The following is a 21587-nucleotide window of genomic DNA, read 5'->3' as shown; positions in this document are numbered from 1 at the left end:
GCGCATCACGATCCCTTAGCGAACCCTCGGTGACAGCTTCATGGAGATGCGATCGCAGGCAGCCCGCAGGACCTCCAGAGTATAGGCATGGCGGCTTTCACGCGTATGGCGATTGATATAGGCGACGATGATGGAGGCGACGGCACTGCCGTCCGGCCCGATGACCGGACAGCAGATATCGGTGATGCCGACGAAGTCACGGCTCTCGCGCATCCAGTAGCCGTCCGCGCGGATGGTACGGAGCTGTTTTTCCAGCGCGTCACGATCCAGCGGCGCCGGTGAATGCGCCGCACATTCATCGATCATCCGCGCTGCGACCTTTGGTGACTGGAAGGCAAGTATCACATGGCCGGAAGTCGCGTCGGTGGCCAGGCGGCCGTAACCGAGGCGCAGCGTGAACGCCATGTCCTCGCCGCCGGGAGCGGCCGCGGTCACGACGGTCAAGCCATGATTGAAGACGACCAGGTGCGGCGACTGATTTGAGTCCCCGGCAATCTGCGTCAGCTCGGGCATGGCGGCGGACATGAGATCCTGAGCGCTCGGCGTGTGCAGCCCCAGCTTGAAAAGCTTGTCGGTCAACGAATAGGCGTCGGTCTCGGCGTTGCGCTCGATATATTGACGCTCCTGCAGCGCGATCAGCATCCGGAAAATCTCATTCTTCGAACGGCCGAGGCCTTCCGCGATCTCCTTCATCGTCAAGGGCGCCCGCGCCTCCGCCAGCAGTTCCAGGACATCCAGCCCCTTGGTCAGCGCCGGGGCCGAATAGGTCGGTTTGCCACTCTCTTTTGCGTCATCTGCCATTCGAAGAATCCCCGGTGGTCCCGCACGATAGAGACAAGAAATCGGAATTGCCATTGGTTTTATATCCAAACTTGACACCATATATAAAACTGACATGATGACGGGGACAATGAATTTCGAGGCCGACCCGATGACCGTCCAGAGACCTGCAAACACTGTCCGCGCGACCATCATTCCCCGGAACAACAGTGTTTACACGTCGGTCGATTTCGATCGCGAGGGCAAGCAGATCGGTTTCTTCCATGTGCCTCAATCGCCGCACGACGATGCCTGGGGCACGGTCCGCGTTCCGCTCGCCGTCATCAAGAACGGTGACGGTCCGACGGTCCTGATCGAGGGTGGCAACCACGGCGACGAATATGAGGGGCCGATCGCGCTCGGCGAGCTTCTGCGCGAGATCGATCCACGGGATATTGCCGGACGCATCATTGCGATTCCGGCCATCAACATTCGGGCCGTCGAGGCCGGCACCCGCACCTCCCCGGTCGACGGGTTGAATTTCAACCGCAGTTTTCCGGGCGATTTCAACGGCACGCTGACAAGCCAGATCGCGGCCTATGTGCATGACATCCTGTTTCCGAAGGCCGACTACTTCCTGGATCTCCATTCCGGCGGTTCGTCCCTGATGATCCTGCCGAGCGCGATCATCGAGCCCTCCCCGACCGCGCAGGGGCATCGCAAGAACATCAAGGCGACGCTCGCCTTCGGGGCACCGACCGTTGTCATGGTCGACAATCTCGGTGAAACCCGGACCTCGACCGCGTCCGCCAACCACCAGGGGCTGATCGTCATCGGCAGCGAGATGGCCGGCGGCGGCCTTGTCAGTCAGGATGCGCTGGCCATCTGCCGCAGGGGCATCCGCAATGTGCTGAAACATGCAGGTGTCCTGAAAGGCGCGCCTGACATCGCCCCTGGCGCCAACGCGCGCGTGCTCAAGGTTCCCGGAAGCGAAGGCTATCTGCTTTCCGAGGAGGACGGTGTCTTCGAACCCTTGAGCTCGCTCGGCAGTGCCGTCAGCAAAGGCGACCTTGCCGGACGCATTCACTTCCTCCACACGCCGTCACGCGCGCCCATCGATCTCCTTCACCCCATCGACGGCATCGTTTTCGCCAAGCGTCAGCCCGGCCGCGTGCGTCCGGGGAATTGCTGCTTCGTGCTTGCCAACGAATATCCGGAGGCACTGACCGATGGGCCATAAGGACATCGAAGCGGCTGCCCGGCGCATTGCCCCCTTCATACGGCGCACCCCGGTCGTCAAGCTCGACCATGCCACGGGGGCAAACCTTCAAAATGATGTCTATTTGAAACTAGAATGCCTCCAGGTGAGCGGCTCCTTCAAGATCAGGGGCGCCACGAACCGGGTGAAAACGCTCGAGCCAAGCCGGATCGAAAACGGACTGGTCGCCGCATCCGGCGGCAATCACGGCCTGGCCACCGCCTATGTGGCTGCCCGGGCCGGCGTTCCCGCCACCATTTACCTGCCGAACAATGCAAGCCCGCTGAAGGCGGAAAAGCTTCGCAAATGGGGGGCTGACGTTCGCTTCGAAGGCAATGTCTGGGATGAAGCGCATGAGGCTGCATCGGCCGAGGCAAAGGCGTGCGGCGCCTTCTACATGCATCCCTTCGCCGATGCGCAGATCGTGTCCGGTCAGGGAACCGTGGCGCTGGAGATGGTCGATCAGATTCCCGATGCCGACATCTATATCGTCGCGATCGGCGGTGGCGGGCTCATCAGCGGCATGTCCGAAGTCCTGAAGCACGTCAAACCCGAAGCCAGGATCATCGGTGTCGAGCCGACCGGTTCACCGACCCTTCACGCCTCCGTGGCTGCCGGCCGTGTCGTTCGCTTGCCCGAGATAACGACGAAGGTGGCGACCATGGCCTGCGGCCGCACGGACGAAAGCATCTACGAGATCGTCGCCAAGCACGTCGACGACATCGTCCTTGTCGAGGATGCGGACATGCAGAAGGCCGCTGAATTGCTCTGGTTCGAATTCGGCATCGCCGCCGACCTCAGCGGCGCGGCATCGCTGGCCGCCTTGATGAGCGGCGCTTTCAAGCCACCGCGCGGCGCTCGCATCGCCGGGCTTATCTGTGGCGCCGGTGTCGAGGGCCTGAATGGCTGAGGTTGAGCAAGGCCGGTCCACGCAGACGCGGCCCTGACATGGATACGGCACGAGTGCCGCGAAATACCGCCGGAATGCCTGTCACTGGGACGGTCGTCGTGCGGGACATGAAAAAGAGGCGAAGAATCGTCCTGTCGCAACAAGAGGAGAACTGAAACATGCGCATTTCCCTGAAAGCATCCATTGCTCTGCTCGCACTCGCCATCGCGACGCCCTCGCTTGCCGCGGAAAAGGTTTTGGGGCTTGCGGCAATCGACCTGCAGAACTCCTTCTTCGTCCGCATGAAGGAAGCGGGCGACGTGGCTGCCGCCGACTATGGGGTGAAATCCACCTGGCAGAGCGCCGAGGGCAGCCTGGAAAAACAGGTCAGCATCATCGAGAATTTCATCAATCAGGGCGTCAGCGCGATCCTGATCGATCCGATCGACAAGAACGCGGTCATTCCGGTCATACAGAAAGCCACCGCCGCCGGCATTCCGGTGATCACCATGGGCAACAAGGTCGAGGCCGGCTCGAACTACTCGACGCTCTATCCGGACTACGACAACATGTCGATGGTTGCCCGCGCGCTCGGCAAGTCGCTTGGCGGCAAGGGCGAAGTCGCCCTGCTTGTCGGTTCGCGTGGCAACTTCGTGTCCGACACGCGCGAAAAAGGGTTTGTCGAAACCCTAAAAAAGGAGTTTCCGGACATCAAGGTTGTCGGCATCGAGCCGACCGGCTGGGACGCAGCCAAGGCAACCAATGCCGCCCAGACCTGGCTCACCACCTATCCGGATCTGAAGGCCATCGGCTGCATCTCCGACAGCCTTTGCCTGGCCGCCGATTCCGTTGCCAGCTCGATGGGAACCCAGTTGCTCTACGGCGGCTATGACGGCGACGCCGAGATGAAGCCGCTGATCGACGACGGCAAGATGGTGATGGACGTGCTGACCGGCGCCTATCGTGTCGGCTACTGGAACATCGCCGTTGCCGCTCGCCTGGCCAACGGCGAAAAGCTGCCGCAGGATCTCTACATGCCGACCTATTTCGTGACCTCGGATGCGACGGCCGCGAAGCTCAAGGCGGATGGCCTCACCTTCGAATACATCAACACCGACAAAGAGGCGGTGGAAGCCAAGAACTATACCGAGCAACTCGGTCCCAAGGTTCCGGCGACCGCCATGACCCTGGCAAAGTAACAGCCTAAAAGCGGCTCAAGCGCCGGATGACGTATCATCCGGCGTCCCCTTTTCCTGACGATGGCCGTCGCCGCTCCGTGGTGACCGCGCATGATGCTCGATAAGAGGACCGACCCATGTTCCAGTCCTGGACCTCTCCGTTACTGCGGCGCAACGAACCGGTTCTCATCGCGGTGCTGCTGGTCGCCATCGCCGTCTTCGGCTGGATCGATCCGCGTTTTCTGTCGACCGGCAATCTTGTCAGCATCGCGCAGCAGAGTGCGGTCATCGCCCTCATCTCTTTTGCCATGACGGCCGTGATCATCGCGCGCGGCATTGATATTTCCGTCGGCAGCAATCTTGCCTGTTCCGGCATCGCCGCGGGTCTTGCCTACACGGCAACCGGCTCGGCGAGCTTGAGCCTTCTCGCCGCGATCGGTGGCGGTGCCGCAATCGGTCTGCTCAATGGAACGTTGATCGGCTTTGCCGGCATCTCCCCATTCATCGCAACGCTCGCCACCATGGCGTTTGCGCGCGGCCTGGCGCTCAGCCTCTCCGGCGCATCCAGCATCGCGGTCGCCGATCCGGTCCTGCTTTTCGCGGGACGCGAGACGATCGGCCTCCTGCCGGTCTCCGTCATCATCGCCGCCATCTGCCTGGGCCTCTGGTGGTTCGTGCTCAATCGTACGGTCTACGGACGCTGGATCTATGCGGTCGGCGGCAATGCGGGCGCGGCGCGGGCCTCACTGGTTCCCGTCGACCTCGTGCGCATCTCCGTCTACCTGATTGCCGGTGCGACGGCCGGGCTCGGCGCGATACTCACCATCGGCCGCCTTGGTTCGGCACAGCCGCTTGCCGGCACCGGCCTCGAATTTACAGCCATCACAGCCGCCATCATCGGCGGCACGAAACTGTCCGGCGGCCAGGGCTCCATCTGGGGAACGGCGATCGGGGCGCTGCTGCTGGGCGTCATCAACACCGGCCTGTCCTTCCTGCAGGTACCGCAGATCCTGATCTATTTCGTCACCGCGAGCCTCATTCTGGTGGCCGTTCTCACCAGCCAGCCGCAGAGTGTCGCCGCCCTGTTCAAGACCGGTGGCCGCAAGTCCACCCCGTCGCCCCGCAACACCGCCGCAACACCGGTCGGCAAACACAGCATCGCCTTGCGCGGGCTTGGCAAGTCTTTTCCGGGCGTCAAAGCACTCGACGGTGTCAGCTTTGCCGTCTCGGCCGGTGAGGTGGTGGGACTTGCCGGCGAGAACGGGGCCGGGAAATCGACGCTGGTGAAGTGCATTTCCGGTCTGCATCGCCCGGACGAGGGTGAGATCATGATCGACGGCAACGCCGTCCAGTTCCACTCCCCCAGCGACGCCAAGGGCATCAGCGTCATCCATCAGCATTTCAGCCTTTCGCCGGACCTGACGGTGGCCGAGAATCTCTTCATCGGCCGCGAACCGCATACCCGCCTGGGATTTCTCGACCGGGCCCGGATGCGGCGCGATGCGAAATCCATCATGGACGAGCTGTCGCTCGATATCGACATTGGCGCGGAGCTGCGAACGCTTTCCGTCGGGCACCGGCAGATGGTGGAAATTGCCCGTGCCGTTCTGTCCGATGCCTGGTTCTTCATCATGGACGAGCCGACCAGCGCGCTCTCCAACCGCGAGCGCGATCAGCTCTACGACCTGATCGACAGGCTGAGAGCTCGCGGCGCCGGCATCCTCTACATCTCCCACAAGATGGAAGAGATCTTCAGCCAGTGCGACCGCGTCGTCGTTCTGCGTGACGGGCGCTTCATCGGCGAGCGCCAGACCCGCCAGACCAGCGAGGCCGAGATCGTCTCGATGATGGTCGGGCGCGATGTCGGCGACATCTTCCCCTATCTCGAAGCGCAAGTCGGCGAAACCGCGATCGAAATCAGCAACATCTCCGATGGCAAGCTCTTGAAGTCGGCCACGCTCAGCGTGTGCAGGGGCGAAATCGTCGCGCTCGCCGGCCTGATGGGAAGCGGCCGCTCCGAGGTGCTCAGGCTGATTGCCGGCCTCGAGACCATGCATGGCGGCACGCTCAGAATTTTCGGCGGGCAGCAGACCGGCGGCGACACCAAGGCCGCCAATCGCGCCGGCATCGTCTACATACCGGAAGATCGGCACCTGGAAGGCTTCGTCGGCACGATGTCGATCAGGGATAACCTGTCCCTCGCCTGGATTCGCGACAACAGTCAATTCGGCCTGCTGAGACCTCGCCGCATCCTGGCACTCGCCCGCGATCTCATCGGCTCACTCGGTGTGCGGCCTGCCCAGCCCGACAAGATGACCATCGAGCTTTCGGGCGGCAATCAGCAGAAGGTAGTCATCGGCAAATGGCTTGCCACCAAGCCGAAGATAATCCTGCTCGACGAGCCGACACGCGGCGTCGACGTCGGCGCGAAGTCCGAACTCCATCACCTGATCGCAAGATTGAAGGCCGAAGGCGCGGCGATCCTCATGGTGTCGAGCGAGTTGCCCGAGGTTCTCGGCGTTGCCGACCGCATCGTCGTCATGCGCGAAGGCCACTCTGTCGGCACGCTGGCTCGTGGGGCGACGGAAGAAGACGTGATGACGCTGGCTTTCGGTGATCGCACGATCACACCACCAGCCTGCGCACCCCGGCCAGCATCCAACCTTGCACCATGCCCGTGAGGAGAACCCTTTGAGCAAGCTGAAGATCGCCATCGTCGGTGCCGGCTACATGGGCCTCCTGCATGCGAAGGTGGTTGCCGCTAGCCCTGTCGCGGAACTGTCGGCATTCGTTGATCCGAATCCTGCCTCGGGAAGCAAGGCCGCGTCCGATTTCGGTGCCCGGCATTTCCGCGATGCCGCCACCGCGCTGGCCGCCAATGCCGCCGACGCCTACATAGTGGCGGCACCCGACACGCTGCATGAAGACGTCTGCCGCACGCTGCTCGATGCCGGCAAGCCGGTGCTGCTCGAAAAACCGATGGCTCACGATCTTTCCGCTGCCAAGGCGATTGCTAGAGCGGCGGAGAAAAACGGCGCGCGCCTGTTGGTCGGCCACATCCTGCGGTTCGACCCGCGCTATTGCGAGGCCGCGGCAGCGGTGAAATCCGGGCGGATCGGCGAGCCGATCCACGGCAGCAGCGGCCGTTTCACCAATCGCGAAGTCGGTCTTCGCATGAACGGAAACTCGAGCGTCTGCTTCTACCTCGGCGTGCACGACGTCGATGCGCTGCAATGGATCTCAGGTTCGGACATCATCGCCGTCTACTCTCGGCCCGTCGCCAAGCTCATGCCTTCGCTCGGAGTTCGATCCGAAGACGCGATCTTCTCCACCGTCGAGCTGTCGAACGGAATGAGCGGACAGCTCTATTTCGGCTGGACGCTGCCACCGACCGTTCCGACCGGCATCTGGGCACGCACGGAAATCATCGGCACGGAAGGCATGATCGACCTCGACGTGCGCGACCACGGTCTACGCATCCTGTCGCGTGGACAGTGGTCGCAACCCGACGCCCTGCACTGGCCGACCGTCAATGGCCGTGTCACCGGGGATCTCTTCGAGGAGGTCCACCATTTCATTTCGGCGGTTCGCGACGACACCCCTTTCGTGATGCCGGTCGGCGACGCCCTGCGCGCCGTCGCCGTCAATGATGCCATCCTGCGCAGCGTCAAATCAGGCCTGCGCGAACCGGTCGAAGATTGGCACATCCGATGAGAGGATCCTCATGACCCGCCAACAGAACATCTGGTGCAGGCGCTTTCTCGACCTCTCGCCGTTGATCCTGCTGGTCATCCTGCTGGCGATCTTCGCGCTCATCGACGCCCGCATCGTTTCAACCGCCAGCCTCATCAACATCGTCGCCCAGGCGACCCCGATCGCCATCCTGGCGCTTGGGGCTCTGATCGTTCTGCTGACGGCGGGCATCGACCTGTCCGCCGGCGTCGGCGTCGCCTTCTGCGCCGTCTTCATCGCCAGCCTGATCGACGGCGGCGCCAGCCTGCCGCTTGCCCTGCTCGTCGGCTTTGCCGTGATGGTGGTGATCGGCCTCGCGAACGGCGCCGTTATCGCACTGTTGAAGATACCGCCCTTCGTGACGACGCTGGCCACAATGGTCGCGCTGCAGGGCGCAACGCTTGCCGTTGCCTCCAAAGGCGTCCTGATGCTGAAGGATCCGACGCTTCGCGCGGTCGGCATCGAGCGCAGCTTCGGCATTCCCAATGTCATCTTCGCAACACTCCTGATCGTCGCCGTAGCAGCAATCCTGATGCGGCACAGCCGTTTCGGGCTGCGTACCTATGCGCTCGGGTCGGATGCCGGAGCCGCGGAACTTGCCGGCATCCCGGTGACGAAACACACGATCCTCGTCTATTGCGCCTCCAGTATCTTCGTCTTCCTGACGGCTGTGATCATGATCAGCCGGGTGCCTGTCGTGACGCCCAATATCGGGGGTACCTCGCTGCTTCTGGACGCGATCGCCGCTGCCGTGCTCGGCGGCACCAGTATTTTTGGCGGACGGGGAACGGTGTGGGGCGCGGTCGTCGGCGCCCTGATCGTCAGCCTGCTGACGACGGCGCTTCGGGTGTTCGGCACGGACCCGTCCAGCCTCGAACTCTACAAGGGGGCAATCATCATGGTCGCTCTCCTGGCCGATTCCGGCATGACCTACGCCAAGGCCCGGCTTGTCGAGGCAGCACGATGAACGAGCCAGCTCCGGCCTTGCCGATCCCGCATGGATCCAGCTTTGCGGCGATGACCTCGCCGGATACGGAAAGACACGCGACAGCCGGCATGCATAAACCCGTCGTCATTCTACCGCTCGGCGCTGTCGAGCAACATGGCCCGCATCTGCCGCTCGGCGTCGATTGCTGGCTTGCGGAAGCGGTTGCGCTCGCCGCGGCGGAAGGACAGGCCTCCATCCGTGTCGCCGAACCTTTCGCCTATGGCTCGTCCGAACATCATCGCTCCTTCTCCGGCACGATGAGCCTCAGCCCGCAGACCTTCATCGCCGTTCTCGTCGATCTCTGCACCTGCCTTGCCGAAGACGGCTTCCTGCCGGTCATGCTGAACGGCCATGGCGGAAACCGCGCCGCGATCCAGGTGGCGATCACCACCCTTGGCCAGCGTGGCATCGTCACCGCGGGTTTCTCGTATTTCGATCTCATCGCCGACGTGGCGGCGCAGGCCCTGCCCGACATCGCCACGGGCACCGGTCACGCTTGCGCGCTTGAAACGTCGTTGATGATGCATGTGCTTGGCGACAGCGTTCGCCGCGATCTCATCCCGCCGGGCGGCACTCCGCCATCCTGGCCGGATCCTCACCTTTACGCCGCGCCGGCCGTCACCGTCTGGCGCCGTTTCGAAGCCATCCGCGGCAACGGCGTCATCGGTACGCCGTCGGAGGCGAGCGCGGAGGCCGGCAGCAGACTTTTCATCGCAGCCGTGGAACGCAGCCGCGCCGCCATTTTGAACATCCAATCCGAATTCGGCCAAAGGAACGCATGATGACAGTCCATTTCAAATCTTCTCTCGAAGGCCCCAACCTGCGCGGCATGGCGATCGTCTCGGAGCCGGAAGCAGCCGCCCGCATCGGCATCAACCGAATCGGCGGCGAGTGGATTGCCGGCAGCTCCGGCAAGTTCCTGAAAATCGACAGTCCGTCGACGGGCGAGCACCTCGGCTATCTCTCACTTTCCACCCGCGCCGATGTCGGCCGCGCGGTGAAAGCCGCCGAAGGCGCACGCGAGGCCATGCGCAAGATGGGAACCTTCGCACGCGCTCAACTGTGCATACGCATCGCCGACGCGATCGACAGGCGCGCCGAGGAACTCGCGCGCCTGCTCTGCCTGGAACAGGGTAAACCCTTCCACAGCGAGGCAAAGGCCGAAGCATCGGCGGCAGCTCTCGGTTTCCGCAATGCGGCAGAGCAGATGAAGTGGCTGGAGACGGCGGCGTTTCCGCTTGCCGATGCCAACAAGCGCGCCTTCAGCTTCCTGCAGCCGAAGGGTGTCTTTGCCATCATCACACCTTGGAATTTCCCGCTCGCCCTGCCCTGCCTCTATTATCTCGGACCGGCCATCGCAACGGGCAACACCGTCGTCTGGGTGCCGGCGCCGACGACGTCGCTGATTGCCACGGCACTTGTCGAATGCTTCATCGAGGCGGGCCTGCCGGACGGCGCCATCAATCTCGTTCTGGGTGACGGTGCGGAGGTGGGCGACGAGGCGGTCGTTCATCCGGGCACCCATGCCATCGGCTTCACCGGCAGTTCTGTCACAGGCGCGACGATCGCCCGGCGTGGAGCGGGCAAGCCGCTTCTGCTCGAAATGGGCGGCAACGGTCCGACCATCGTGCTGGCCGATGCCGATATCGACATGGCCGCCGCCCAGGTCGGGGCCGGCTGCTTTGCCAATGCCGGGCAGATCTGCACGGCCACCGAACGCGTGCTGGTGCATAAATCCGTCCATGACCGTTTCATCGAAGGTCTCGTGAAAGCGGCCGCGCAGGTGAAAATGGGTGACCCTTTCGATCCCGCGACGACGATGGGTCCGATCAACAATGCGGTGGCCGTCGACAAGGTGCTCAGCCACATCGCGGACGCTCGCGCGCGTGGCGCCGAGATCGTTACCGGCGGCAATGTGGCGTCGGGTTTTGCCACCAATCTCTATTTCGAGCCGTCGATCGTCACAGGACTGACCCGGGAAAGCCTGCTCAATGTCGAGGAATCCTTCGGGCCGATCGCACCCGTGCTGATCTTCGAGACCGATGAGGAGGCGATGGAACTTGCGGCGTCCAGCCCCTACGGCCTGTCGGCCGCGGTCTTCACCAGCACCATCAAGAACGCCTTTGCCTTTGCTGAAAGCCTGAAGGTCGGCATCGTCAACATCAACGAGATGAGCTGCTATTGGGAGCCGCATATTCCTGCCGGCGGCGCCGCCGGGACGCAGAGCGGCCTCGGTCGCACCGGTGGGCGGCACACGCTGATGGAAATGTGTGACCTGAAGACGATTACCGTGGATATCACCCGCTGACATCCAAGGCCCGCGCCTTGTGCGCGGGCTTGCCCTTGAGCTGTCAGATGGACCGGCGCAGGCTGTCGGCCATTTTCTCGCCAATCATGATCGAGGTGAGATTGGTGTTTGCCTGGCAATCGAGCGGCATGATCGACGCATCGATAACCCGCAGTCCTTCCAAACCGTAGACCCGGCATTCCGGATCGACCACGGCCTCGCCGGGCCTTCCCATGCAACAGCCTCCGATCCCATGCTGCGCATCGGAAGACTGCGCCAGCAGGAAATTGTCGACCTCCTCGTCGCTTGCCGTTTCGAGCCATGACAAAGGCAGATCGGAATCCCCCAGCAGGACGCGCTCGGCGATCGCCTGGATCGGCGCCTGCCGGGCAATCTCGCCAAGGTGGCGATAGGCGATACGCATGCGCTGGAGATCCATTGGATCGTCCAGCATGTTCTCTTCCACGAGCGGCTGGTCGAAAGGGTTGGCGGAACGCAGTTGCACGGTGCCGCGGCTCTTGGCCTCCATCAGGATCAGATTGACCATGGCCTCGCCGAACTGGGCGCTGTCGGACTCCACGCCGATGCCGCCATGGTTCATGGCGACGTAGAGAATGTCGTCGCGCTCAGCGCCCGGCACGCCCGAACTCATCCGCACACAGCAGTTGGTATGCCGCGCGTCGACATCGGTCGCCTTGAATCCCGGCTTCAGCTTCAGTTCGATGCGGCAATAAGGATGGTCGAAGAAACCTTCGCCGACCGGCAGGTCGGCAAGCACCTCGATGTCCTTTCGTTTCAAGAGAGCCGCAGGACCGATGCCCGAGCGCTGCAGGATGACCGGAGAGTGGATGGCGCCGGCCGAGACGATGACCAGCGGCGCCTCGAATTTGCGAACCTGCCCGGCCACGATGGCCAAAACGCCGATCGCTTTCCTGCCATCGAAAAGCACCTTGTCCACCGTCGCCTGCCCGATGATGGTAAGGTTCGGCCGGTCGCGGGCAGCTTCCAGATAGCCGTCATTGACCGACACGCGCTTGCCGGCTCGACTGTTGATGGGATAGGTGCAAGCCCCTTCGGCATCCGGAGCATTGAGATCGTCATGCCAGGGATGGCCGAGAGCCATCGCGCTTTGGCGCATGGCCTTATCGACGCTGCCCCAGCTTTCGACAGGCGCGCGGTAGATCGGAATCGGGCCGCCGCTGCCGTGAAAATTGGCCGCGATCGGGTCATCCTCCAGGCGGCAGAAGAAGGGCAGCACGTCGGCTCCCGACCAGCCCTTGCATCCGATTTCCTCCCAGCGGTCGAATGCATGGAGCACACCGCGAATGGCAATCTGCCCATTGACGGCCGTCGAACCGCCAAGCCCCTTGCCGCGCCAGTAGACCCGGTGTTCCTGCCGCTTCGTGCGACGAGCCATCAGGTCGGGATACATGTATTGTTGCTGAAAATGGTCGGGAAGAAGCAGGTTGAAGGGATTTGGGCTCGCCATCTCGGCAGGTTGCTCGCCGCTCCGGTAGTCCGGCCCCGCTTCCAGCAAAAGCACGTTCGTGGCAGCATCTTCGGTTAGCCGGGCAGCAAGAACAGCTCCGGCTGCGCCGGCTCCGATAACGATGACATCAAAGGGCATGCCGCACTCCCTACATCCGATCAATGCACGGCTGACTCGACCGCGACATCATGTTGATTTCATTTGCGCACGATCATCTGCTGGCATTCAGGCTCAGCGATGTACGCCGGAACCAACCACCTTAGCCGCGCTGCACGACTGCCAAGATCATCATGATTTGTTTTATATGTAAATATGATTTCGTATATGAACTCCCATCTACTCCATATGGCGCGACGAACCCCGGTGCTCTCCGTCACTGCCGGCGATTCTCACACCGTCATCGTCCATCGCTTTTTGATAGCGATCGGCTCTCGACAAAAGCGGTATTTGGCGTGCTGCCCCTTCCGAGTCGCGCCCAGGGAACAACTGCTTCCATGGAAAGTTAGTCCATGGCTACACCGCCGGTGAGCTTTCATGACAATCCAAGGGAGACAAATCATGGCGACTGCAAAAAGAGCGACGACAAAAGGACTGGAGGCTTTGTTCCTCGATGGGCTGAAGGACATTTACTACGCTGAAAAGAAGATACTCAAAGCCTTGCCGAAGATGGCAAAGGGCGCCGAATCCGAGGAGGTGGCCGCGGCCTTTGAGAAACATCGCATGGAAACCGAAGGCCAGGTCGATCGGCTCGAGCAAGTGTTCGAACTTATGGACAAACCGGCCCGCGGCAAGACCTGTCCGGCGATCGACGGTATTCTTGAGGAAGGGTCGGAAATTCTCGACGAATACAAGGGTGACCCGGCGCTGGATGCAGGACTGGTCGGCGCGGCACAGGCCGTCGAGCACTATGAAATCGCGCGCTATGGCACGTTGGTCGCGTGGGCTGAACAGCTTGGCAAGAGCGACGTGGTCAAGCTCCTCAACGAGACATTGAAAGAGGAGGTCGCGACGGACGAAGCGCTTTCCGGGCTGGGCGAAGGCGGTGTCAATGAGCGCGCCCTGCAGCAAGCTGCCTGACTGGGCGTCGTCGCCCCGGCGCCAAGCCGCCGGGCGACTTCGCGACCCGGCCTCGCGCCCTCTTCGTCGGTACCCTTCAGATGCAATCAGACCCACCCCGATACTTCGGGGTGGGTCTGATGAAATCACACGCGATCAGCGGTTTTTGTGGCTTTGTTCGCCAGCTTTCACATGCTGTTCGTGGGTTCCACCACGCATGCCGGATCCATCGCCCTGCTGCCGTTGACCACCACCAGAGGCCTGCTGTTGCTGACGGTTTTTGTTGTCGGCGTTCTTGTGGCTCTGCTGGCCTGCCTTCACGTGCTGTTCGTGGCTACCACCTTGATTAGGCATTGTTCTTCTCCTTCACAATCCGCGAGGCGACAACCGCCTCGATTGCCTAAGACGAGTCAGGCGCGAACGTTCCCTCACGTAATATTTTGTGAAGACCATCAGACAAAGCCCACGGCGTTCGAAGGCGCCCGAGATGGATGCCGGATTTATTTCTGGCGTTGGCAACGAGTTCATCTTGGCCGTGACCGACGTTGCCGGCGGATCTCATGCCTGTGCCCACCAGGAGGAAAAATGCATGTCATTCCGATCCGAGAGATTTACAACCACTTTGACCTATAGCGACGATGAAAGAGCGCAGGCCGCCGCAGCGCTCTATCAATACAACATCGCACAGACCGGGATCGACGACCGAGCTGATATCGGAGCGGAGCTTCGCGACCAGTCAGGAAAGACCTGGGGCGGGCTTTGGGGCAGGACGGAGCTTGGGCTCCTGTTTCTCGACATGTTCTTCCTGCCTGAGCAGTTGCGTGGCCAATCCTTTGGCTCACAACTTCTCACGACAATCGAGGAAGAAGCCATCCGGCGGGGCTGCAAGAAGGCCGTCGTGGAGACGAGCAGTTTCCAGGCGCCGCTATTCTACATGCAGCACGGGTTCGAGGAATTCGGCAAAGTCGAATTCGGGATCCCTGGACATGCCCGAGTCTTCCTTCGGAAAGATCTGCTGTAAGTCTTGGGACAGGGCGCACGGATGGCCATCGGCTAGTTGTTTCAAACGCCAGATGCTCTGGAACAAATCGACGAGTGCGGAGTTAAACGCGTCGCGACGCGCAGTCTTGCAGCGACGTGTCGAATAGAGTGCATCCCGCCGGAGAGGCATGTGCGTACTGGACATTTCAGAAAGCCGATTATCATTCAACCTGGCCGGATAGACCGCGACAGGGTTGTGGTTTCGGTGTCGGACGCAGCCGAAGTGCTGCTGCGGGACTGGCCAAAGCCGACATCCGAGAGGCGTCTTGCCGCGATCAGAGCGTGCCTTGCCGTCATGCGAGGCGAAAAGCCTACAAGGACCGCACGACAGGCGTTCATCGTTGCGGCCAAGGACGCCAAGATTCTGCTGAGCGAGCAAGTCTGACCGTGGTGGGTCGCCTCGCCGGTGCCTGCAAGTGCGACTCTGCCGAGATTGGTTCGAAAGGGAGAAATCATGATTAAGGTTTCAAGTCCCGCGCCTGCCGCGGCCAGAAGCGAAGTTCAGGCAGGAGCAACGCAGGACAAAACGCCGGGGTTCGATCCCGCCATTGCCCCGCTTGAGACAGACGCCGAGGCTGCGGACACGCAAAATCCGGTCGCTGGGACAAGTCCGCCGCGCACTCGCCCAAAATTCGAAAACGATGCCAGCTTTGCCAATGCCATGCGCCCGGTCGAAGGCGAACCGGAACTGCGGCCCGGCGGCAACAGGCCGGTGTTGGTAATTGCAGCTGTCGTTTTGATAGCAGCCGTGGTTTTCCTGACGGCAGGCATGCTGCGCTGAGAATGATCCCGACGATGCGGCACCACGACCTATTCCTGGAGGTCTGGTGCGCCCTTCATGCCCGAGAGTTCGGTCATTGGGCACAGCAGCCGCGGTCGCGCGGGATCGGAAATGTCGAGCTTGTTCCAAGGGATGCGATATAGACCGTCGCGGCGGCGCAATCGGAAAAGATCCAGCACTGCCACGCCTATGGCCGAGGCCGAGAGGCGCTCGAAAGCGGCGTAGACCCCGACATGGAATTCGGTGACGACGAAATCGTCACCATCCCGTTCGGCGTGGATCTCCTCGATATAGCCGACATTCTTGCCGCGCTGCGAGAGTACGCGTCGCCCAGCCAGATGCTCAAGATTGACGGTGGTCATCATCAAGCTCCCGGAATGCGCCCGATGACATGGTCGCGCAACCAGTCCTGCCAGGCGAAGATCGACGTTTCTCGCACATCGATGTCGAACTCGATATCGATGCCGATATCTTTTACCTTGTGCCAGGCGATCCGATGGGGCTCGCCATGCTGCTTGCCACCCAGCTTGACCGCGAGCCGCGCCATCCACCGCCCAGGCCGTGCGCCGAGGCGACGTGCCAGGGTGATGGAGCCGAGTTCGACCGCAATGATCCGGGGCGGCTTGCCAGGCCGTAACTCCGCCACCAGCCCGTCGACCTTGCCGATCTTGATCTGCTCGCGGTCGACCACCTGCTTGTCGAGGAGATCACGCAGCAACTTCATCATGTGCCTCCGAATATCTGCAGCGGGATGGTCACCACCGCCAGTACGAAGCCGAGCGCGATGATGAAGATGACGGCGGCATTCGACAAAATGCCATTGCGATGCTCGCCGACATAACGTTTGTCGTTCAGCAGAAACAGAAATGGGACGACCGTCAGCGGCAGGCTGGCTGCCGTCAGCGCCATGGAGAAGATGGTGAGCCTCAGCGGATCGAGACCAAGCGCGATGGGAATAGCCGCCAAAAGCAATGATATCGTGTAGGTGGCGCTGAAACCCGGATCGTCGCGCGGCTTGCGATCCTCGCCCCAATTCCAGCCGAAACCCTGGGCCACAAGATAGGCCTGTTGCAACCCGACCTCTAGTGCGGCGCCGAAGCAGGCAATGGCGAGGGAGGCAACAAACAGCACGAAGCCCCAGAAGCCGAATATAGGTATCAGCATCAACGGCAACTGGTGATAGTCATCCACTTGGGTGACGCCATGCGTGGCGAGCACGAGAGCGGCCACGATCAACACGCCGATCGAGATGGTCCCCCCGAAAGTCATGCCCAACCCCGCTATGGCCCGGTTGGCTCCGAGATAGCTTTTGTCCCACCGGTCCTCGATGGCCCCCGAGGAATAGAACATGAAGAGGTAGGGCGATATCGAGGCGCCGAGAATGCTGACCGCCATGAACCAGTAATTGGCGGCATCGTGGACCGGCAGCGAAGGCACGGCGCCCCTTGCGACTGCCGTCCAATCGGGTCTCAGCATCACCGCTCCGACGACGAAACACAGCGTCACCAGACCGAGAATAGATACGCCCTTCTCGATGAAGCCGAACGTGCCTTTCCAAAGCAGCAGCCACGCCAGCAAAGCCACCGGCAGTGCCCACCACTGGAAGCCTATGCCGGTGGCAAATTCGAGTGCAATGGCGACGCCGCCGATCTCGGCGGACAGCACCAGGAAATTGACCAGCAGGGCGGCAAGCAACGGCCATAGAAAGACGTTGAAGCCGAATCTCTCGCGGATGCCGTCGGAGATCGTGTGATGGCTCACGGCCGCGAACCGGCCGGACATTTCGACAAGGAAGATGATGCAGATGGTGCCGAGCACCACCGCCCAGATCAACTGGAAGCCAAACATCGCGCCTGCCTGCGCCGCTGTCGCCATGGACCCAACTTCGAGGAAGCCGCCGACGCTGGTGACGACGCCGAGGGATATTTCCATGAGCTTCTTCATGGCTTTGGCGCGAAGTATTTGGCGTAGGCGGTAGCGAGCGAACGCGACGCCAGCCGTATATCCTGTTGCGCATCTTGGACTTCCGGCCGGTCGCCCGCCTGCAATCCGGCCTCTGCACGCGCCACCGCGACCGACAAATCGTTGACTGCCTTCGTCAGCGAAGCTTGCTCGGCGGGTTCACTGGTTTCGGCGGACCGGATTTGCTCCCCGGCATCGGCAAGCGTCTTGCCGATCGATTGCAGCGTACCCGCCGTGTATGCGGTCGGCGCCGCCCCTGCCGCCCAGGCGTCCAGCGCCATCAATACAGTCTGCGATGCGGAGGCCGCTGTTCGTGATTGCTGCTCGATCTGATCGGAAGATGAGCATGCCGACAACATCATCAACAGCAAGCACAAGCACTCGAGCCTGAGATAGCGGCGTCTAACGATCAAATCAGGCGTCTCGTGCGCCACCGAATAGTCTCCCCCGACCCAACAAAACCGTGGCCGGCGTAAATCTGATCTAGAGCACTCGTCGGGTCCGTCAACGACCGCGCCCGCCGATCCGGAGCACGCGGCGGCGAGCCAGGTCCCGATCGGTTTCAATTGCCGCATCAGCGTAAGCTGAAGGTCAGGCGGGGCGATCCCCGTTCGGAGCGTCTTGGATTCTGTATTCGTGAATGAGGCCGAGAACCTGAGTTCTGACTGTGTCGCGCGCGTCGGACTGGATGAAAAACATCAGCCGTTCGACCGCTTCAACGACTGCTTCGGGCAGATCCGAAACCGCATCGGTGAATTCGCTGCCATGCTCGTACATATTGTCCGTCAGTTTCTTGTCGAGGTCGGAAAGGATGCCCATCATCCACACTCCAGATCCGTGCTGTATCGAACTCACTTCGGCACCGTCACCGCGACGTCGCCTCGCCTGTTGCTGCCGGCCGTCGATCACTGCTGCCCCGGCATTTCCGTGTTTTCCCTAGGATTTTTCTGGACGCCGGCAGCCGGGGCGGTATCCGCGGGGGCATTGCCGCCCTGGTTCTGCTCCGGCGCGCGTTTCAGCGGCGAGGTCTGCCAGCCCATATCGACGTAGAAAAAGCCCACGACGAAACCAACAATGATGACCGCCGCTATCACCAGCGAGATTATTGCGTTGCGTCGCTCCATAGGCCTAGCCACCACTTGGCTTGGGAGATGCCGGCTGGGTTGGCTGCGTACCTTGCTGGTCGCCGCCGGTGCTGGTCTGCGGTGTTGGGTTGGTGTCCGTCGTGGGATTCTTGTCGACCGGCTGGCTGTTCGTAGTATCCGTCTTGGACTTGGCTGGATCGGCATTGTCGTTGCACCCCGCCAAGGCGAGCAATGCCGCCGACATCAAAAGCACTGCCCTCATGCTGATTTCTCCTGGCTGAGTCCGGGCGAAGCCGCCTGCCAATGACCTATCCGGTCGAACCGCACCGAGAGCCCTTGTTTGACCGCGCTTCTAGCCAGCAAATGGTCCAGTTCGGCGTCTTCGATCGGGCTTCGTACGACCTGGCGAATGGCCTTGCAGGCAAGTTCCGTCGAGACGAAATCATATCTCCTGCTCCTGGCGACGACATATTGTTCGACCAGCATCTTTACGCGCCTGAGCGCGATTTCTTCGGCGTATTGCATTCTGTTCCTCCTGCGCGCCGAACTGCCAAACGGGTACATTGTTCCCACCAGAACTTAAAAACATGGCAGCCGAACTCACGGGAAAGCCCGCGCTTCCCGAGCAGGGACGCGCGGGCTGGATCAGGCTGAGGGGGACCCGATCGTGCAGCATCAAACAAGGGGAGCAACGACGCTGCACGGATGTCGAACTCGCGTAGACCTAAGTAGACCTAAGTTGTTCCACCTCTCCACGCGCCGCTGTTCATGGCTTGGATGAACTCAAGGACAAATCGTTGTCACGGCCCGCATACAGCCGCGCATCATCCCGCACGGAACAATCAGCCCCGACAGTGGTTCGGCCGAAGCGAAGTTCGGAGGACGTGATGACGAATGAAAAGTTGGCCGTGGTGACGGGCGCCTCAAGCGGCATCGGCAAGGAACTCGCCAAACTGTGCGCCAAGGACGGCTACCACCTGATCATAGCCGCCGACGAGCCCGCGATCCAGCAGGCTGCCGCGGCGCTCGGTTCGCATGATGTGACCGTCGAAGCCATCGAGGCCGATCTGGCGACCGAGGAGGGTGTCGATCGTTTGATCGCCGGGATCGGCGATCGCGATGTCGACCTGTTGTTCCTGAACGCCGGACGTGGACTCGGCCGTGGTTTCGTCGATCAGGATTGGAAAAAAATCCGCCGCATCATCGACACCAACATCACCGGGACCGTCTATCTCGCGCATCAACTCGGAGCCAGGATGGCACGCCGCGGCCGAGGCCGCATCCTCTTCACAGGATCGATCGCTGGTTTCATGCCCGGCACTTTCCAGGCGGTCTACAACGGCACCAAGGCATTCATCGATTCCTTCTCGATCGCACTGCGTCATGAGTTGCAGGACACAGGGGTCACAGTCACCGTGCTGATGCCCGGGGCAACGCAGACGCGGTTCTTCGAACGCGCCGAAATGATGGATACCAAGGTCGGCACCGATGAGAAGGACAATCCCGCCGATGTCGCCAAAGCAGGCTACGAGGCGATGATGGACGGTGAGGAACAAATCATCAGCGGTTGGAAGAACAAGCTGCAGGTCGCCGCAGCGCATGTGACGCCGGCAGGCACGCTGGCCGAACAGCATCGCAAGATGGCCGAGCCGGGTTCAGCGTCCAAAGACTGACCTTCGGCCTTCAAGCAAACCAAAAAATCTCCAAGCAGGAGCACCATCATGAAAGCGCTCACATGGCACGGCAAAGGCGACATTCGATGCGATCAGGTGGCTGATCCGGCCATCGAGGATGATCGCGACGTCATCATCAAAGTCACCTGTTGCGCCATATGCGGCTCGGACTTGCATCTGATGAACGGATATATGCCGACGATGAAATCGGGCGATGTGCTCGGACACGAGACGATGGGCGAGGTCGTGGAAGTCGGCAGCGGCCATTCGAAGTTCAGAAAGGGCGACCGCATCGTGGTGCCTTTCAACATCTCATGCGGCGAGTGCTGGTTTTGCCAGAAGGGGCTGTTCTCGCTTTGCGACAGGTCCAATCCCAATGCCAAACAGGCTGCCGAAGTGATGGGACAATCCCCGGCTGGCCTATTCGGCTATTCGCATCTGGTGGGCGGCTATTGGGGAGGGCAAGCCGAATATCTGCGCGTTCCTTTCGCCGACGTCGGTCCGATAAAGGTGCCCGAGGGAATGGACGACGAACAGGTGCTGTTCCTCTCCGACATCTTTCCAACCGGCTATATGGCAGCTGAAAACGCCGGCATCGAGCCAGGCGAAACCGTCGCCATCTGGGGTTGCGGTCCGGTTGGTCAGTTCGCCATCCAGAGCGCATGGATGCTCGGCGCCGGCCGCGTCATTGCCATAGACAAGGTGCCGGAGCGGCTGGCGATGGCTCGAGAGCACGGCAAGGCCGAGACGCTCGACTTCAGCAATTCCGATATTTACGACGCTTTGATGGCGATGACCGATGGCCGCGGTCCGGATCGCTGCATAGACTGTGTCGGGACCGAGTCGGATCCCGGCGCCAGTGCCGACTCCATGCTCGACAAGGTCAAGGCTGCCGTCTATCTCGGCACCGATAGGCCGCATGTATTGCGCGAAGCAATCTACTCCTGCCGCAAAGGCGGCACCATCTCGGTGCCCGGCGTCTATATCGGCCTCGTCGATCATATTCCGTTCGGCGCCGCCATGAACAAAGGACTGACCTTCCGGATGGGTCAGACGCACACGCAACGCTATCTCGAACCGCTCCTCGCCATGGTGCAGAAGGGCGACATTGATCCCTCCTTCGTGATCACGCACCGGGCAGACCTCGAAGCGGGACCGGACCTCTACAAGACGTTCCGTGACAAGCAGGATGGCTGCATCAAGGTGGTAATGCGACCGCATGGCTGAGATGTCGGCATCTTGCACGGGGTCCACCTTGCGCGGATTCCCCGACAAGGATAGCACCGACGCCGAGGAACCTGGAACTTTCGACCGTGGCGGCGGTTGACCCGCAGAATAAACTCAGGGCGACGAGACTGTCGTGCCCGCCCGCTGCGAAGGAAGCTATCGCCATGAGCAATGAGAATTCC

Annotated in this window: 25 protein-coding genes; 14 read left to right on the top strand and 11 right to left on the bottom strand. The window is 61.6% G+C overall.

Annotation, left to right across the window (positions count from 1 at the left end):
- Positions 1-15 precede the first annotated feature (15 nt).
- Positions 16-801, bottom strand: coding sequence for an IclR family transcriptional regulator (locus NKJ67_RS09210; protein ID WP_127267085.1), 786 nt, complete (start codon positions 799-801; stop codon positions 16-18).
- Between the two features lie 94 nt (positions 802-895).
- On the opposite strand from NKJ67_RS09210, the gene NKJ67_RS09205 reads away from it, so the two are divergent.
- From NKJ67_RS09205 to NKJ67_RS09170, 8 genes are all read left to right on the top strand, one after another.
- Entirely contained in the window at positions 896-1999 is a 1104-nt protein-coding gene (locus NKJ67_RS09205; protein ID WP_352581147.1) for a succinylglutamate desuccinylase/aspartoacylase family protein, read from the top strand.
- Complete coding sequence (locus NKJ67_RS09200) at positions 1989-2927, top strand: threonine ammonia-lyase (protein ID WP_352581146.1); 939 nt, start codon at positions 1989-1991, stop codon at positions 2925-2927. Before NKJ67_RS09205 ends, NKJ67_RS09200 begins: the two co-directional genes overlap by 11 nt.
- A gap of 158 nt (positions 2928-3085) precedes the next feature.
- The gene (locus NKJ67_RS09195; protein ID WP_013530435.1) at positions 3086-4105 is read left to right on the top strand and encodes a sugar ABC transporter substrate-binding protein; all 1020 of its coding nucleotides are present in this window, start codon (positions 3086-3088) and stop codon (positions 4103-4105) included.
- A 116-nt stretch (positions 4106-4221) separates the two neighbouring features.
- Positions 4222-6765 carry an ATP-binding cassette domain-containing protein gene (locus tag NKJ67_RS09190; RefSeq protein WP_352581145.1) on the top strand — a complete coding sequence of 848 codons (2544 nt, stop codon included), beginning with the start codon at positions 4222-4224 and terminating at the stop codon, positions 6763-6765.
- Positions 6766-6775: 10 nt separating this feature from the next.
- Positions 6776-7798 (top strand): Gfo/Idh/MocA family protein, encoded by a 1023-nt coding sequence (locus tag NKJ67_RS09185; protein WP_352581144.1) that lies wholly within the window; start codon positions 6776-6778, stop codon positions 7796-7798.
- A gap of 10 nt (positions 7799-7808) precedes the next feature.
- Complete coding sequence (locus NKJ67_RS09180; RefSeq protein WP_024503985.1) at positions 7809-8783, top strand: ABC transporter permease; 975 nt, start codon at positions 7809-7811, stop codon at positions 8781-8783.
- Positions 8780-9586, top strand: coding sequence for a creatininase family protein (locus NKJ67_RS09175; protein ID WP_352581142.1), 807 nt, complete (start codon positions 8780-8782; stop codon positions 9584-9586). The genes NKJ67_RS09180 and NKJ67_RS09175 overlap by 4 nt, the downstream gene beginning before the upstream one ends.
- Complete coding sequence (locus NKJ67_RS09170) at positions 9586-11112, top strand: aldehyde dehydrogenase family protein (RefSeq protein ID WP_352581141.1); 1527 nt, start codon at positions 9586-9588, stop codon at positions 11110-11112. The genes NKJ67_RS09175 and NKJ67_RS09170 overlap by 1 nt, the downstream gene beginning before the upstream one ends.
- Positions 11113-11155: 43 nt before the next feature.
- Here the strand turns inward: NKJ67_RS09170 and NKJ67_RS09165 are convergent, their stop codons facing one another.
- Positions 11156-12718, bottom strand: a complete 1563-nt coding sequence (locus NKJ67_RS09165) for a GMC family oxidoreductase (protein WP_352581140.1) — start codon at positions 12716-12718, stop codon at positions 11156-11158.
- Between the two features lie 420 nt (positions 12719-13138).
- Between NKJ67_RS09165 and NKJ67_RS09160 the strand changes: the two genes are divergently transcribed.
- Positions 13139-13657: a YciE/YciF ferroxidase family protein gene (locus NKJ67_RS09160; protein WP_127268257.1), complete on the top strand. Its 519-nt coding sequence runs from the start codon at positions 13139-13141 to the stop codon at positions 13655-13657.
- A gap of 135 nt (positions 13658-13792) precedes the next feature.
- On the opposite strand, the gene NKJ67_RS09155 is transcribed toward NKJ67_RS09160, so the two are convergent.
- Positions 13793-13990, bottom strand: a complete 198-nt coding sequence (locus NKJ67_RS09155; RefSeq protein WP_127268256.1) for a hypothetical protein — start codon at positions 13988-13990, stop codon at positions 13793-13795.
- Positions 13991-14123: 133 nt separating this feature from the next.
- Here NKJ67_RS09155 and NKJ67_RS09150 point away from each other — a divergent pair, with 133 nt between their 5' ends.
- The 3 genes from NKJ67_RS09150 to NKJ67_RS09140 all read left to right on the top strand — a co-directional run bounded on the left by NKJ67_RS09150 (position 14124) and on the right by NKJ67_RS09140 (position 15458).
- Entirely contained in the window at positions 14124-14657 is a 534-nt protein-coding gene (locus NKJ67_RS09150; RefSeq protein WP_236382701.1) for a GNAT family N-acetyltransferase, read from the top strand.
- 150 nt (positions 14658-14807) lie between these two features.
- Positions 14808-15062, top strand: a complete 255-nt coding sequence (locus NKJ67_RS09145; protein ID WP_127268255.1) for a DUF982 domain-containing protein — start codon at positions 14808-14810, stop codon at positions 15060-15062.
- A 69-nt stretch (positions 15063-15131) separates the two neighbouring features.
- Positions 15132-15458 carry a hypothetical protein gene (locus tag NKJ67_RS09140; protein WP_128307634.1) on the top strand — a complete coding sequence of 109 codons (327 nt, stop codon included), beginning with the start codon at positions 15132-15134 and terminating at the stop codon, positions 15456-15458.
- Positions 15459-15487: 29 nt separating this feature from the next.
- On the opposite strand, the gene NKJ67_RS09135 is transcribed toward NKJ67_RS09140, so the two are convergent.
- The 8 genes from NKJ67_RS09135 to NKJ67_RS09100 form a co-directional block, all read right to left on the bottom strand.
- Entirely contained in the window at positions 15488-15820 is a 333-nt protein-coding gene (locus NKJ67_RS09135) for a hypothetical protein (RefSeq protein WP_127292269.1), read from the bottom strand.
- A gap of 2 nt (positions 15821-15822) precedes the next feature.
- Entirely contained in the window at positions 15823-16182 is a 360-nt protein-coding gene (locus NKJ67_RS09130; RefSeq protein ID WP_352581139.1) for a hypothetical protein, read from the bottom strand.
- A complete protein-coding gene (locus NKJ67_RS09125; RefSeq protein ID WP_127268251.1) occupies positions 16182-17402 on the bottom strand; it encodes an NRAMP family divalent metal transporter in 1221 nt (406 codons plus the stop codon). Before NKJ67_RS09125 ends, NKJ67_RS09130 begins: the two co-directional genes overlap by 1 nt.
- Positions 17399-17854 (bottom strand): hypothetical protein, encoded by a 456-nt coding sequence (locus NKJ67_RS09120; RefSeq protein WP_127268250.1) that lies wholly within the window; start codon positions 17852-17854, stop codon positions 17399-17401. Before NKJ67_RS09120 ends, NKJ67_RS09125 begins: the two co-directional genes overlap by 4 nt.
- Before the next feature lie 157 nt (positions 17855-18011).
- Positions 18012-18242, bottom strand: a complete 231-nt coding sequence (locus tag NKJ67_RS09115; protein WP_352581138.1) for a hypothetical protein — start codon at positions 18240-18242, stop codon at positions 18012-18014.
- A gap of 83 nt (positions 18243-18325) precedes the next feature.
- Positions 18326-18544 carry a hypothetical protein gene (locus tag NKJ67_RS09110; RefSeq protein WP_013533184.1) on the bottom strand — a complete coding sequence of 73 codons (219 nt, stop codon included), beginning with the start codon at positions 18542-18544 and terminating at the stop codon, positions 18326-18328.
- A gap of 4 nt (positions 18545-18548) precedes the next feature.
- Positions 18549-18767, bottom strand: a complete 219-nt coding sequence (locus tag NKJ67_RS09105; protein ID WP_127255009.1) for a hypothetical protein — start codon at positions 18765-18767, stop codon at positions 18549-18551.
- Positions 18764-19030 carry a hypothetical protein gene (locus tag NKJ67_RS09100; protein WP_027036323.1) on the bottom strand — a complete coding sequence of 89 codons (267 nt, stop codon included), beginning with the start codon at positions 19028-19030 and terminating at the stop codon, positions 18764-18766. The genes NKJ67_RS09105 and NKJ67_RS09100 overlap by 4 nt, the downstream gene beginning before the upstream one ends.
- Before the next feature lie 362 nt (positions 19031-19392).
- On the opposite strand from NKJ67_RS09100, the gene NKJ67_RS09095 reads away from it, so the two are divergent.
- Together NKJ67_RS09095 and NKJ67_RS09090 are read left to right on the top strand one after the other, a co-directional pair.
- On the top strand, positions 19393-20178 hold the full coding sequence (locus tag NKJ67_RS09095) for an SDR family NAD(P)-dependent oxidoreductase (RefSeq protein WP_127268249.1): 786 nt from the start codon (positions 19393-19395) through the stop codon (positions 20176-20178).
- Between the two features lie 48 nt (positions 20179-20226).
- Complete coding sequence (locus tag NKJ67_RS09090; RefSeq protein ID WP_352581137.1) at positions 20227-21405, top strand: zinc-dependent alcohol dehydrogenase; 1179 nt, start codon at positions 20227-20229, stop codon at positions 21403-21405.
- Positions 21406-21587: the final 182 nt, after the last annotated feature.

The organism is Mesorhizobium sp. M0088 (genome assembly GCF_040322895.1).
Classification (GTDB): domain Bacteria; phylum Pseudomonadota; class Alphaproteobacteria; order Rhizobiales; family Rhizobiaceae; genus Mesorhizobium.
Note: the sequence above shows the minus strand (reverse complement) of the source record. Positions and strands in the feature narration are given on the sequence as shown.

Bases quoted from the DNA above. Each gene is read 5' to 3' on its own strand.
- NKJ67_RS09210 (WP_127267085.1), bottom strand. From the start codon at position 801: ATGGCAGATGACGCAAAAGAGAGTGGCAAACCGACCTATTCGGCCCCG.
- NKJ67_RS09205 (WP_352581147.1), top strand. From the start codon at position 896: ATGATGACGGGGACAATGAATTTCGAGGCCGACCCGATGACCGTCCAG.
- NKJ67_RS09200 (WP_352581146.1), top strand. From the start codon at position 1,989: ATGGGCCATAAGGACATCGAAGCGGCTGCCCGGCGCATTGCCCCCTTC.
- NKJ67_RS09195 (WP_013530435.1), top strand. From the start codon at position 3,086: ATGCGCATTTCCCTGAAAGCATCCATTGCTCTGCTCGCACTCGCCATC.
- NKJ67_RS09190 (WP_352581145.1), top strand. From the start codon at position 4,222: ATGTTCCAGTCCTGGACCTCTCCGTTACTGCGGCGCAACGAACCGGTT.
- NKJ67_RS09180 (WP_024503985.1), top strand. From the start codon at position 7,809: ATGACCCGCCAACAGAACATCTGGTGCAGGCGCTTTCTCGACCTCTCG.
- NKJ67_RS09175 (WP_352581142.1), top strand. From the start codon at position 8,780: ATGAACGAGCCAGCTCCGGCCTTGCCGATCCCGCATGGATCCAGCTTT.
- NKJ67_RS09170 (WP_352581141.1), top strand. From the start codon at position 9,586: ATGACAGTCCATTTCAAATCTTCTCTCGAAGGCCCCAACCTGCGCGGC.
- NKJ67_RS09165 (WP_352581140.1), bottom strand. From the start codon at position 12,718: ATGCCCTTTGATGTCATCGTTATCGGAGCCGGCGCAGCCGGAGCTGTT.
- NKJ67_RS09160 (WP_127268257.1), top strand. From the start codon at position 13,139: ATGGCGACTGCAAAAAGAGCGACGACAAAAGGACTGGAGGCTTTGTTC.
- NKJ67_RS09155 (WP_127268256.1), bottom strand. From the start codon at position 13,990: ATGCCTAATCAAGGTGGTAGCCACGAACAGCACGTGAAGGCAGGCCAG.
- NKJ67_RS09150 (WP_236382701.1), top strand. From the start codon at position 14,124: ATGGATGCCGGATTTATTTCTGGCGTTGGCAACGAGTTCATCTTGGCC.
- NKJ67_RS09140 (WP_128307634.1), top strand. From the start codon at position 15,132: ATGATTAAGGTTTCAAGTCCCGCGCCTGCCGCGGCCAGAAGCGAAGTT.
- NKJ67_RS09135 (WP_127292269.1), bottom strand. From the start codon at position 15,820: ATGACCACCGTCAATCTTGAGCATCTGGCTGGGCGACGCGTACTCTCG.
- NKJ67_RS09130 (WP_352581139.1), bottom strand. From the start codon at position 16,182: ATGAAGTTGCTGCGTGATCTCCTCGACAAGCAGGTGGTCGACCGCGAG.
- NKJ67_RS09125 (WP_127268251.1), bottom strand. From the start codon at position 17,402: ATGAAGAAGCTCATGGAAATATCCCTCGGCGTCGTCACCAGCGTCGGC.
- NKJ67_RS09115 (WP_352581138.1), bottom strand. From the start codon at position 18,242: ATGATGGGCATCCTTTCCGACCTCGACAAGAAACTGACGGACAATATG.
- NKJ67_RS09110 (WP_013533184.1), bottom strand. From the start codon at position 18,544: ATGGAGCGACGCAACGCAATAATCTCGCTGGTGATAGCGGCGGTCATC.
- NKJ67_RS09105 (WP_127255009.1), bottom strand. From the start codon at position 18,767: ATGAGGGCAGTGCTTTTGATGTCGGCGGCATTGCTCGCCTTGGCGGGG.
- NKJ67_RS09100 (WP_027036323.1), bottom strand. From the start codon at position 19,030: ATGCAATACGCCGAAGAAATCGCGCTCAGGCGCGTAAAGATGCTGGTC.
- NKJ67_RS09095 (WP_127268249.1), top strand. From the start codon at position 19,393: ATGACGAATGAAAAGTTGGCCGTGGTGACGGGCGCCTCAAGCGGCATC.
- NKJ67_RS09090 (WP_352581137.1), top strand. From the start codon at position 20,227: ATGAAAGCGCTCACATGGCACGGCAAAGGCGACATTCGATGCGATCAG.